Source organism: Photobacterium toruni, from assembly GCF_024529955.1.
Lineage (GTDB): Bacteria > Pseudomonadota > Gammaproteobacteria > Enterobacterales > Vibrionaceae > Photobacterium > Photobacterium toruni.
Genome location: NZ_AP024854.1, coordinates 1,751,671 through 1,763,730 on the forward strand (window position 1 = coordinate 1,751,671; position 12,060 = coordinate 1,763,730).

General features: G+C 36.5%; 11 protein-coding genes and 5 tRNA genes. 15 read left to right on the plus strand and 1 reads right to left on the minus strand.

Going from position 1 to position 12,060, the window contains the following annotated elements; genetic code table 11:
* Positions 1-177: 177 nt before the first annotated feature.
* From OC457_RS08340 to OC457_RS08400, 13 genes are all read left to right on the plus strand, one after another.
* Entirely contained in the window at positions 178-828 is a 651-nt protein-coding gene (locus tag OC457_RS08340; RefSeq protein ID WP_080173280.1) for a hypothetical protein, read from the plus strand.
* Positions 825-1,859, plus strand: a complete 1,035-nt coding sequence (locus OC457_RS08345; RefSeq protein WP_080173279.1) for a glycosyltransferase family 2 protein — start codon at positions 825-827, stop codon at positions 1,857-1,859. The genes OC457_RS08340 and OC457_RS08345 overlap by 4 nt, the downstream gene beginning before the upstream one ends.
* Positions 1,852-2,232 (plus strand): GtrA family protein, encoded by a 381-nt coding sequence (locus tag OC457_RS08350; protein WP_080173278.1) that lies wholly within the window; start codon positions 1,852-1,854, stop codon positions 2,230-2,232. Before OC457_RS08345 ends, OC457_RS08350 begins: the two co-directional genes overlap by 8 nt.
* The gene (locus tag OC457_RS08355; protein ID WP_080173277.1) at positions 2,229-3,383 is read left to right on the plus strand and encodes a hypothetical protein; all 1,155 of its coding nucleotides are present in this window, start codon (positions 2,229-2,231) and stop codon (positions 3,381-3,383) included. Before OC457_RS08350 ends, OC457_RS08355 begins: the two co-directional genes overlap by 4 nt.
* A 207-nt stretch (positions 3,384-3,590) precedes the next feature.
* Complete coding sequence (locus OC457_RS08360; protein ID WP_080173276.1) at positions 3,591-4,961, plus strand: MATE family efflux transporter; 1,371 nt, start codon at positions 3,591-3,593, stop codon at positions 4,959-4,961.
* 106 nt (positions 4,962-5,067) lie between these two features.
* On the plus strand, positions 5,068-6,129 hold the full coding sequence (locus OC457_RS08365; protein ID WP_080173275.1) for a DUF3080 domain-containing protein: 1,062 nt from the start codon (positions 5,068-5,070) through the stop codon (positions 6,127-6,129).
* A 93-nt stretch (positions 6,130-6,222) separates the two neighbouring features.
* Complete coding sequence (locus tag OC457_RS08370; protein WP_036795114.1) at positions 6,223-6,483, plus strand: DUF5062 family protein; 261 nt, start codon at positions 6,223-6,225, stop codon at positions 6,481-6,483.
* A 230-nt stretch (positions 6,484-6,713) separates the two neighbouring features.
* Positions 6,714-6,790: transfer RNA gene (locus OC457_RS08375), tRNA-Val, on the plus strand.
* Positions 6,791-6,835: 45 nt separating this feature from the next.
* Positions 6,836-6,912, plus strand: a tRNA-Val gene (locus OC457_RS08380).
* A gap of 44 nt (positions 6,913-6,956) precedes the next feature.
* A tRNA-Val gene (locus OC457_RS08385) sits at positions 6,957-7,033 on the plus strand.
* A gap of 44 nt (positions 7,034-7,077) precedes the next feature.
* Positions 7,078-7,154 (plus strand) — tRNA-Val (locus OC457_RS08390).
* Between the two features lie 44 nt (positions 7,155-7,198).
* Positions 7,199-7,275, plus strand: a tRNA-Val gene (locus OC457_RS08395).
* A 143-nt stretch (positions 7,276-7,418) separates the two neighbouring features.
* On the plus strand, positions 7,419-7,763 hold the full coding sequence (locus tag OC457_RS08400) for a hypothetical protein (RefSeq protein WP_080173274.1): 345 nt from the start codon (positions 7,419-7,421) through the stop codon (positions 7,761-7,763).
* An 86-nt stretch (positions 7,764-7,849) separates the two neighbouring features.
* On the opposite strand, the gene OC457_RS08405 is transcribed toward OC457_RS08400, so the two are convergent.
* On the minus strand, positions 7,850-8,911 hold the full coding sequence (locus OC457_RS08405) for an FAD:protein FMN transferase (protein WP_080173273.1): 1,062 nt from the start codon (positions 8,909-8,911) through the stop codon (positions 7,850-7,852).
* Between the two features lie 289 nt (positions 8,912-9,200).
* On the opposite strand from OC457_RS08405, the gene OC457_RS08410 reads away from it, so the two are divergent.
* Together OC457_RS08410 and pepT are read left to right on the plus strand one after the other, a co-directional pair.
* Positions 9,201-10,745: an AbgT family transporter gene (locus OC457_RS08410; RefSeq protein ID WP_080173272.1), complete on the plus strand. Its 1,545-nt coding sequence runs from the start codon at positions 9,201-9,203 to the stop codon at positions 10,743-10,745.
* A gap of 16 nt (positions 10,746-10,761) precedes the next feature.
* Positions 10,762-11,982 (plus strand): peptidase T, encoded by a 1,221-nt coding sequence (pepT, locus tag OC457_RS08415; RefSeq protein WP_080173271.1) that lies wholly within the window; start codon positions 10,762-10,764, stop codon positions 11,980-11,982.
* Positions 11,983-12,060: the final 78 nt, after the last annotated feature.

The following is a 12,060-nucleotide window of genomic DNA, read 5'->3' on the forward strand; positions in this document are numbered from 1 at the left end:
AATAAAATAACAAATTATTCAGTATTTTTGTCAAAATTTACTTTTTGACATTGAGGTGACACTTTACAATATGATCAGCGTATTACTTGTATAACAATAAAAGTTAGCCTATTTTATCTAACTTTTTCTATTCTCTACACTTAACTAATAAATATAATACGCATTAAAGGTAATCTAATGACTGCTAACGTCTCATCGACCGTTACACGGCCTCTACAGCAACAACATAAGCAATCTACTTTGCGAATAGCACTTATTAGCTTATTAGTCGTATTATCTGGGTACTATATTTGGGTACTTTACAAAGCAGTAACACCGAATGTTAGTCTGGCATATAAAGCTTATTATATTAAAAATAAGACGTTATATTGGCAACCCACACAGCCTAACCTTGAATTAACAATACCCAGCACTCTAAATGTTACGGACAATATACCTAATTTGTCCCGCATGGGCTGGCACTTTGATACGAATAATAAGACACGAGAATTGGCGCAACAAGGTGGCTTCTATTTTACCCTCGCGGCGATGCCGACAACCGATATCGAAATTAAATTTACCGTAGCGAAAACATCACTGCCAATAAAACCGCTTACATTTACCTTTAATCACCATCAAGGCATATTGCAAGCGCAGGGAAATTCATTAGTTGCTCAATTACCCCCACAACAATTTTTGCCGACAGCGCTACAATTGCAAACATTTATATTAACAACGCCAACACCGCTACAAGTGACTTCGATTAGCTTAGCATCAATGCATACCGATACTTTACCTTTGCCATATAATACTAACCCTTTAAATCAAAAAATCGGGAATATAAAATGAATCATCAACCAAACCCGCTTGATTATCGTTTATCGCTTCTTGTGCCTGTTTACAATGAAGAAGTTGCTATTGAGCCCTTCTTAGATGCTATTAATGATAAATTGAGTAGTATTCGTTCACATATCGATATCGTATTTATCAATGACGGCAGTAAAGATAATACCAAGCATGTTATTGAAAATATGATAGAGCAAGATTCAAGCATCTCATTAATAAACTTTGCCCGTAACTTTGGCAAAGAGGCAGCAATGACAGCGGGTTTAGATTATGTTCAAGGTGACGCCGCAGTTATTATGGATGTTGATTTACAAGATCCACCAGAAGTGATCCTTGAGTTTGTGAAATTATGGCTTACTGGCGACTATGACACCATTTATGGCGTACGTGTAGACCGTTCTCAAGATACTTACACCAAACGATTAACCGCAGGCGGATTTTATCGTTTCTTTAATTTCTTATCAGCTGAAACAACATTACCTGAAAATGCAGGCGATTTTAGATTAATTAATCGCTGTGTAATTGAAACGGTTAAACAATTACCTGAACGTAATCGCTTTATGAAAGGTTTACTAGCATGGTCATCATTACGTGCTACTGGCGTTAATTTTCAACGTCCTGAACGTCTTGTCGGTGATACAAAGTTCAATTATTGGAAGCTGTGGAACTTCGCAATGGACGGCATTACTAGTTTTACAGCATGGCCATTACGAGTATGGGGCTTTGTTGGTTTTGGTATCTCTTTTTTATCTTTCATCTTTTTAATGTATATCGTTATAAGTGCATTATGTTTTGGTGTCCATACTCCTGGCTATGCTTCTACTATTTCAGTGGTACTTTTTTTAGGTGGTATTCAGCTTATATCTCTTGGCGTAATTGGTGGTTATGTCAGCCGTATTTATACCGAACTAAAACATCGACCAATTTATTTAGTTGAAGATGTGTATGGTAACTATAAAAACAACCAGCAACAATCAGACAACCAGCACCACACTAAAATAACCTTAGACAAGTATAGCAACCGTTATGAATGAGTCTTTGCTAAAACATTTTTGGCAGCTTAACCGTTTCGCTATTGTTGGGTTACTCGCCACAGCGGTTCACTTGTCGATCGTACGATTATACTTTTTTCAAATGGCACACCCATCAGAATATATAGCCAATATTCTAGGATTTGGTGTTGCTTTTTTAGTATCGTATTTTGGTCATCGTCATTTTACTTTTGCCCAAAAAGGTTCGTTTTTTAAGTTCTTTGCAGTATCACTATTTGGTTTTTTAATTAATAACCTTATTTTGGTGACATTATTACAAACAGCGCATGTTAAAGGGTGGATAGCAGTAACCATTTCAACCTTATGTGTACCAATCATTACTTTTATTTTATCGAAATTTTGGGTCTTTAAATGAATCCCCTATCGCTTACAGACATTCGTCTTACTCGTAAAGATTGGTTAAATCTGATCTGTGCAGTCATTGTTAGTCGTATTGTGATCTATGCACTTGGTCTCTGGGGCGTAAGTATGTTCATGACGGGCCATTATGCAGAGCAACCTTTACTACAAACCGTTTGTCGTTTTGACTGCGTATGGTTTTATCGCATTATTGATAATGGTTATGATCTTGTTCCACAGTGGCTTGGTCAAAAAAATGCTGCCAATTGGGCGTTTATGCCCTTACAACCATTTTTAGGTTGGATATTTTCGCATTTAACTGCCTTTGAAAACCCAATAAATAACTATCGCTTTGGATTAGCATTTGCATCTAACCTTGCGTTCTTATTTAGTATTCCAATGCTATTAATGGTACTAAAGCAACTAAAAATTAGTGCCGCAACACGCTCAGTGATGGTATGGATAGTCTGTTTTTCACCCTATACTGTATATTCATCGGCGGGTTATACTGAACCCTTATTTATCGCATTAGTCGCTGGTGTATTCTTATTTAGTTATCGCCAGCAATGGGTTTGGGTCGCTATTTTAGGATTACTTGCAGCAATCACTCGTAACTTAGGTGTTTTTTTAGTTTTTCCTGTACTGGTTATTGCTATTCAACACTATGGCATTCAACATTTTTTACGATTTAAAACACCCGCATTAAAAGTCTTAGCCGCGATTTGGGTAATTCCATTTGGCTTTTTTTGCTTTATGACTTATATGTATTTTCATGTCGGTGATGCGCTGGCGTTTGGTCATATTCAAATAGCATGGGGACGTCAACTTACCAATCCATTCCATTGGTTACTCTTTGGGTTTGAAACAGGCGGCCCTAAATTATATCTCACCATTATGGCGCTACTTTCATTTGCACTTAATATTTATTTAGTTATTCGTAAACATTATGCCGAAGCACTATTTATGTTTATTTGCTTGATACTGCCACTTTCGTCCAGCCTTAATGCAATGCCACGTTATGCATTTGGTCTTTATCCAACCTTCCTTGGATTAGCTTTATTACTTGAACGTTACCCAAGTATAAAAACACCAATGTTATGTATTTTTAGTGCGGCAAGTACCTTTATTGCAATGGGATTCTTTGGTCATCATTTCTTTACCGTCTAACTTAGATCCCTTACTGTAAACTTAAGCTAACGGCCTTGATTATCCACTATTGAGGCTGTTTGTTTTTATATACATAAAATGTTAAATATTACTTGGCTTTATTAGTTTTATTTATATAATCCAGCCTCCTTTAGGGTGCATTATATAGTGACTAATAGCTATTAATTCCCTCCCCTCCTTCTTTCCTCATTTTTGGAGCTATGCTGAGTGCAAAACTACAGAAAAGAAACAGCACAATTACTCAAACTTGCTATACCCGTTTTAATTGCTTCAGTTGCTCAAACATCAATGGGCTTTGTTGATACCGTAATGGCGGGTGGTGTAAGCGCAACAGATATGGCGGCGGTTGCTGTAGCAGCAAGTATTTGGCTACCCTCGATTTTATTCGGGGTAGGTTTACTTATGGCGATTGTTCCTATCGTTGCTCAACTTAGCGGCTCAGGTAAAAAGGATAAAATACCGTTTGAGATTCAAACAGCTTTTATTCTCGCAGTATTGATTTCCATTCCTACTATGTTGATTCTGTACAATGCGGGAATTTTAATCCATTACATGGATGTCGAGCCAGTACTTGCTGAAAAGACCGTTGGCTATTTACATGCAGTATTATTCGCTGTACCTGCATTTTTATTTTTCCAAACCCTAAAAAGTTTCTCTGAAGGTTTATCGTTTACCATTCCTGGTATGGTGATTGGCTTTTTAGGACTTTTACTTAACATTCCGCTCAACTGGATTTTTGTTTACGGTAAATTTGGCATGCCTGCACTGGGTGGTGTTGGCTGTGGTATTGCAACCGCTATCGTGTATTGGTTCATGTTTTTTGCCATGCTTGCGTTTGTATTAATCAATAAGCGTCTTAACAGTCTGCATGTCTTTAGCGTTCTTTATCGACCAAAATTTGCTGCAATTAGCCGCTTATTTAAGTTAGGCTTTCCTGTTGCTGCATCATTATTTTTTGAGGTCTCTCTGTTTGCAGTTATTGCCTTACTGATCTCACCTCTTGGGCCAATGAAAGTCGCATCACACCAAATTGCGATGAATTTCTCATCGTTAGTGTATATGTTACCAATGAGTATCGCAGCGGCAGTAAGTATTCGTGTTGGCCATAAGATGGGGCAAGAAGATATTATTGGCGCTAAAATTGCGAGTCATTGTGGACTATTTGTAGGTACATCATTAGCCTTTTGTACTGCGATTTTAACCGTAATTTTCCGTGAGCAAATTGCCTTACTTTATACAGATAACCCAGAAGTTATTGTGTTTGCAGGCCAATTACTGTTATTAGCGGCTATTTACCAATGTAGTGATGCGGTACAAGTTGTAGCCGCTGGTGCGCTACGTGGCTATAAAGATATGCGTGCAATATTCTTTTGTACCTTTATCGCTTATTGGTTACTAGGATTACCGATTGGCTATATTTTAGGTATGACTGATTGGATTGTTAAACCTATGGGACCTGAGGGTTTCTGGATTGGCTTTATTATTGGCTTAACATCTGCCGCAATCATGCTTGGAGCGCGTATGCATTGGGTACATAAACTCGATGATCAGCGCCAAATTGAAATGTCATTACGCTAACAATCATTAATGCCTATTGAAAAAAGCGATCTTTGGATCGCTTTTTTTTTGTCTAAACTCGTAAGGTTGCATATCCTTAAATAATCACCCTCAACGTTAGAGTACGATGAAATCATTATTATTTGTGTTGCTTTGTCTGCTACTGCTGCCGAGTTGCAAAGACAACACCACCGAGACATTATTTAATACTTATCAACAGCGACTTACTAACGTATTAGATATCACCCCCATAGCGGTACCAGCACTGACTTTACCTTCCTACCCTGACACTCGATCACTTAAACAACCGCTTGCAGATCTTCGAATGGGGTTATTAGACGCTTATGAGTTACGCCGATGTGGTTTATTTCAATTAATTGCTGAGCGTAATTCAGTATTAGGCAAAGTACAAGATCAAACTCGACGGCTACGTTATGAACTTTTATTTTTAAAACAACTCAATCACTGTTTAGCGGTAATTAATAGCACCAGTGAATTACAATCTCAGCTCAATGACATTTATCAGCAAAAACAACAACAATTACCGCTAATGATATGGAATATGGTGTTTACAGGTAAAGAATGGCGTCAGCAATTTATACTAGGTCATCAATTATTAGAGTTACAACAATTTAGCGGCTATATCGAGACTGTTGCTGCAGTTAATTATTTAGATACATTAACAACCACAATGACCGCACAGACTATATCGCAAGCATTAACAACACTCACTCCTAACTATATTGAACAACTGCTTTATCACCAACAGCAAATTCATACCACACAATATCTCGGACAACTTTTTTATTCGATGGCGCAGATCACAGCGATGTTGAATACGATCACCATTCAACTTACTCAACATGAGAACAATATTATTTGCGGTAAAAATATCAATCAACAACAGGCGCAATATTTACGTAATATTTTTTATAAATATTACGTACGTGATATTCAACCCTACCTGAGTAAGCTACAGTCTCAATATCAACAATTACAACCGTATTTAGATAGTCTCTATACAACATTGATTCAACACCACGCTCAACCACCAGCAATAATGACATTATATGCTCGCTATTATTTTCAAGGTGAACTTCAACGTCAATTTCAACAAGCCACTATTGAGCATGTCCGTTATTGGCAACGATTATTTAAACGTTGTCAATTTCAAGTTGGACATCAATAAGTTGCTACCAACCTCAATTATCATTTTTGCTACTATGCGTTCATTTTGAGAATAGGTAAACTACACTACATTGTAGAGGTCAGGGAGATAAAAATGAAAAAGCATAAAAATGAAGCAAAACTATTAAAAAAAGCCTTAGAACTAGGTTTCGCCTTTGCAAAAAAACAAGGATTTAATGATTTAGATCGCGGTGTCGGTTCAACCGATCGCGTGGAATGTATTTATCGCTTATTAGTACAATGTAAACAGATAACACCATTGGCTGTCGATAAAGAAGATGGCGTTAATATGAAGCATAAACTGGTATTGTGGATTATTCGTCTATTACCAGAAAATCACGAACTGCTTCAATAACTATTTTATATCGCCACCAGTATTTTGCTGGTGGCATCTATCGAAAATAACATGCGCAATATCACATTCGTCTATTTAACCATCACCAAAATCAACCAAACTGGCTATTGTGCAAGCAAACGCACTGAATTCACTAAAAAAGTCTATTTAAACACTTGCCTAGATGAAAGTGACTCGCTACTATGCTTGTCATTCACTGATTACGACTCAATAGTAATTACGCTGAATTTGCTCGCTTAGCTCAGTTGGTTAGAGTACTTGCATGACATGCAAGGTGTCACTGGTTCGAGTCCAGTAGCGAGCACCAATTTTAAAATAAATGGCTTAATAGCGATTTATAGCAGTACAATTTGCTCGCTTAGCTCAGTTGGTTAGAGTACTTGCATGACATGCAAGGTGTCACTGGTTCGAGTCCAGTAGCGAGCACCATTTTAAAATAAATGGCTTAATAGCGATTTATAACAGTACAATTTGCTCGCTTAGCTCAGTTGGTTAGAGTACTTGCATGACATGCAAGGTGTCACTGGTTCGAGTCCAGTAGCGAGCACCATTTTAGAATAAATGGCTTAATAGCGATTTATAATAGTACAATTTGCTCGCTTAGCTCAGTTGGTTAGAGTACTTGCATGACATGCAAGGTGTCACTGGTTCGAGTCCAGTAGCGAGCACCATTTTAAAATAAATGGCTTAATAGCGATTTATAATAGTACAATTTGCTCGCTTAGCTCAGTTGGTTAGAGTACTTGCATGACATGCAAGGTGTCACTGGTTCGAGTCCAGTAGCGAGCACCATCTTTTAGATACAACCAAGCCTACTTTTTAGTAGGCTTTTTTGTATCTGGATCATAACAATGTTAATCAATACCGTAGGATAGCGACAACCTATTCATAATTAGGTAATATTTATATCAATTATAATAATTGACGATATAACAATGAAAATTACTGTTGATGGTGGTTCGTTTAAAGTATCAATTGATACCGAATTTGAAGGCTTACTGACTGAAGCAACTGCGGTTTTTGATGAAACATTAATCCAAGCTAAATCAAACGACAAAGCTATTTTACGCTTTCTACAAATCATTCTTGAACACCGTGAAAGCGATGATGCGATTGGTTATGCTGTTCTCGGTTTACTTGGCTGGTATAACGCCGCAATTAATCCAGTTACAGATAAAGACATTGAATTAAATTTACCTAAAATCGTTCCTCACCTGCTCAATCCTGCTGGCGATATCAATGCCACCAGCGGCAATGATAAAACGACATTTAAGCATTAATAAAAATATCTGTAGCCATATAAAACAAATAAAAAAGCCACTCATCAGAGTGGCTCATCAATTTCAGATATGTATTTAAAATAAGTTTAGCTTAACGTAATACGCTTATAATTTTTCAGTGAATCACTCTCAGAGCTCTTAAACGTTTTACCTTCACTTTGAATAAAGTACACAGGTAAATCCTGTTCATTCGCAACCACTTTACCTTCAACAGGACCTAAACATAACATCGAAGTTGCCCATGCATCACCAACAACAGGATCATGACCAAATACTGATGCTGATACTAAATTATGTGTAACAGGTGCACCGATTCTAGTATCTAAAATATGAGAGTAATCTTTTTCACCATCTTTAAAATTATGATGATAGGTGCCTGACGTATTTAATGAAACACCATCTTCTGCATTAATATTAACGATAGTATAAGGACGAATACCATCTTTTAATGCTATTGGCTGCTCAATCGCAACTCGCCACTTTTGCCCTTCCAGTTTACGGCCTTTAATTTTCATATCGCCGCCAAACTCAACTAAATAATTATTAACGCCATCAGCTTCTAAAATTTTACTTAACTGACTAATCGCATACCCTTCGCCCATTGAGGATAAATCCACTTGAACCTGAGGAATAGTTTTTCTGATCCGTAAGTTTACAGGGTCGATTTCAATCTTATCAATGCCAATATCTTTTTTAATTGCAGCAATTTGCTGAGCTGTAGGCACATTAAGCGTCTCTCCTTGAAAACCCCACAATTTATACAATGGTTGAATTGTCGGATCATAACAACCATGGCTATCTTTATTTAGTTTCTTCGCTAACGACAACATATAAATGAAATCTTTAGAAGCAGGCTGCCATTGCGTTGATGTACTGTGGTTAAACTCAGAAATATATGAGTCATTCCGATAGGTAGAATACTCTTTATCAATCGCTGCTAGCTTTTTATTAAATTGCTCTGTCACTTTAGCAACAGGTACATCCTGTTTTGACCAATATGTCACATGGTAAGTAGTACCTTCAGCAAAACCAGAGATTTTTTGTAACTTTGGCGCTTGGTTACAGCCAGACAATACAACAATAGCTGTTAACGATAACGCAGTAACATAGCTTCGCTTTAATAATAACTGTGGCGAACGAGTGAACATAGAATGGCCTTACCTATCTAAACAATGAACGCAGTCTAACAATAGCGTAGCAATAACTCTAGATGGTAGTGGAATATAAATATACCTCATCAGCACAAAAAAAATAAACAAGCTCAATATATCTCAACTAAATATAAGCACCAATAACTTGTTAATATTATGTTTTATTAATGTTCTCTTACTTGAAAATAGAAGCGTAAAAATGTGACTACAGAACTATTTAATATTTAGTCAATTACATTTCATACACATAATATATTGCTTACTTAATATAAATAAGGATGTTTGTATGACTACCAGTATTCACAAAGTACCACCACAAAAACGTAACTGGCTTGATAGTATAGAAAATGTAGGAAATAAAATTCCAGATATAACGATGCTCTTTTTTTGTGCAACACTCTTTTGTATTGCACTCTCTATGGTTTTATCATGGTTCACTTTTGATTACATTCACCCTTTAACGAAAGAACCGATCCAGGTTATTAATTTACTCACACCAAATGAATTAATGGCTTTATTTACGTCAATGACCAAAAATTTCATTAGTTTTCCTCCATTAGGGATTGTGATTGTTGCAACACTTGGGATTGGTATCGCGGAAGGATCAGGCTATATATCTACTGCATTAAAAAAACTGTTATCTGTTGTTCCTCTTTCAATTGTTACTCCTTCAGTTATTTTTATTGGAATTTTAGCGCACGTTGCTTCTGATTCTGCCTATGTAATCTTAATGCCTGTTTCCGCTTATATTTTTTATAAAATGGGTAAGCACCCTTTGGCTGGTATCGCTGCAGGATTTGCAGGTCTTGCAGGAGGATTTACAGCATCCTATACACCATCAATTATTGATCCAATTCTTGCCGGATTTACAGAGACTGGAGCAAGAGTCTTAGATCCAGAATACACAGTTAATGTACTGTGTAATTATTTCTATTCATTTAGTTCAACATTTGCAGTAATTGGTTGTTGTTGGTATATCACTGACAAAATAGTTGAGCCTCGTTTAAGTAAATCTATTCCTATTGATGTCGAACAAATTAATGATACCAATGAACAACCAACAATAAATGAACTAAAAGCATTCCGAATTGCAAATTACGCACTACTAGGTCTAATTATTTTATTAGTTACATTAATGCTACCTGAAAACTCTTTATTTAGAGCATCTGATGGATCTCTAACAAGTCCACAAGCTCCCGCAATGCAAACAATAGTACCGATGTTACTTATCTTTTTCGCATTACCTGGATTGGTTTACGGTTTTATCAGCAAAAAATTCACATCAACCAAAGACGTGACGAAATCAATGGAGACCATTACAGCATCACTGATTTCATTTATTGTTTTTGCCTTTTTCTGTGCTCAATTCTTATATTGTTTTAGTACATCGAATATTGGCAGTCTTATTGCTTTATCTGGTGCAGAGGCATTAAAAGCGATTAACATGCCAGGAAAAATCACAATTTTAGGTATAATTATTCTCACCGCCTGTTTAAATTTAATTATTACATCAGCATCATCTAAATGGGCAATACTCGCTCCCGTATTAGTACCAATGTTAATGGCTGTCGGCTTATCGCCTGAATTAACTCAAGCAGCATTTCGTATTTCAGATAGTGCGATCAACGTAAGCACACCAATGTATGCTTTTTATCCTCTTATTATTTCTTACATGCAGCGTTACTGTTCACAATCAGGCATAGGTACTCTTGTATCAATGATGGTGCCCTATTCCATTGGTTTATTAATTACATTAACGGCAATGTTATATCTTTTCTGGGGATTAGATATTCCACTAGGTTTCAATAGTGGTTACACCTATGGAAACTAATAACAAAGGATTTATAATGAATATTGAACAAATTTTATGTGACCGCTTTCAGCGTTATGTTGCAATAAGTAGCCAATCTGATGCTAATAACCAAGAATTACCTTCATCTTCAGGGCAGTATCAACTGGCACAGTTACTTCATGATGAACTCAAAAACTTGGGCTATAACAATATAACGTTACACCCTAACAGTATTTTAATTGCCCATTTGCCAGGAAATAAACCCAATACAAAGACATTGGGCTTTATCGCTCATTTAGACACTGTTGATGTCGGTTTAAGTCCAAATATTACCCCTCAATTACTCACTTATAATGGAGAACCTCTTTGTTTAAATGCTGACCAGCAAATTTATATCAGCGAACAAACCCACCCAGAATTAGCTAAATATCATCATCAAGATATTTTCTTCTCTGATGGTACAAGTGTATTAGGCGCTGATGATAAAGCAGCTATCGCGGTATTAATGACTTTAGCTGAGCAATTAATAACAACAAAGACACCACATGGTGATATTTATTTAGCCTTTGTTCCTGATGAAGAAATTGGTTTACGTGGTGCAAAAGCATTGGATTTAAAAAACTTCCCAGTTGAGCATTGTTACACAATTGATTGTTGTGAACGTGGTGAAGTTATTTATGAAACCTTTAATGCAGGCAGCGCACAACTATCAATTACAGGTATAACTGCACATCCAATGAGTGCTAAAAATGTATTGGTTAACCCTAACTTAATTGCTGCTGATTTTATATCAATGCTTAATGATATGGGTAAACCAGAACAAACAGCAGAACGTGAAGGGTATTTTTGGGTAACTGATATTAATGGTAACCAAAATACTGCATCTGTATCTGTAGCGATACGTGATTTCGACCAAGAAAATTATAATGCTCGAAAATCCTATCTAACAACACTTACTGCCTTTTTACGACATAAACACCCCAAAGCGGATATTAATATTACATTAACCGATGTTTATAATAATATTTCACAAGCGATGGGCAGTGACACTGAAGCGTTAACTCGATTATATCAAGCTCTCGAAAATACGAATATACCAGCAAAAACCATTGCTATGCGAGGTGGAACAGATGGCTCTGCACTTTCTGTAAAAGGATTATTTACTCCTAACTTTTTTACTGGCGCACATAACTTCCACAGCGCGTTTGAGTTCTTACCTATTCCCTCTTTTATTGATAGTTATCGAGTAGCAAAAGCATTAGTAGATATGGCTTAATCACTCAAAAGCGGTATAAGTTTCTTATATCGCTTTTCCACTTACGCTAACCTGTTGTATTAAATTTGTCTTTAAACC

Bases quoted from the DNA above. Each gene is read 5' to 3' on its own strand.
- OC457_RS08340 (WP_080173280.1), top strand. From the start codon at position 178: ATGACTGCTAACGTCTCATCGACCGTTACACGGCCTCTACAGCAACAA.
- OC457_RS08345 (WP_080173279.1), top strand. From the start codon at position 825: ATGAATCATCAACCAAACCCGCTTGATTATCGTTTATCGCTTCTTGTG.
- OC457_RS08350 (WP_080173278.1), top strand. From the start codon at position 1,852: ATGAATGAGTCTTTGCTAAAACATTTTTGGCAGCTTAACCGTTTCGCT.
- OC457_RS08355 (WP_080173277.1), top strand. From the start codon at position 2,229: ATGAATCCCCTATCGCTTACAGACATTCGTCTTACTCGTAAAGATTGG.
- OC457_RS08365 (WP_080173275.1), top strand. From the start codon at position 5,068: ATGAAATCATTATTATTTGTGTTGCTTTGTCTGCTACTGCTGCCGAGT.
- OC457_RS08370 (WP_036795114.1), top strand. From the start codon at position 6,223: ATGAAAAAGCATAAAAATGAAGCAAAACTATTAAAAAAAGCCTTAGAA.
- OC457_RS08400 (WP_080173274.1), top strand. From the start codon at position 7,419: ATGAAAATTACTGTTGATGGTGGTTCGTTTAAAGTATCAATTGATACC.
- OC457_RS08405 (WP_080173273.1), bottom strand. From the start codon at position 8,911: ATGTTCACTCGTTCGCCACAGTTATTATTAAAGCGAAGCTATGTTACT.
- OC457_RS08410 (WP_080173272.1), top strand. From the start codon at position 9,201: ATGACTACCAGTATTCACAAAGTACCACCACAAAAACGTAACTGGCTT.
- pepT (WP_080173271.1), top strand. From the start codon at position 10,762: ATGAATATTGAACAAATTTTATGTGACCGCTTTCAGCGTTATGTTGCA.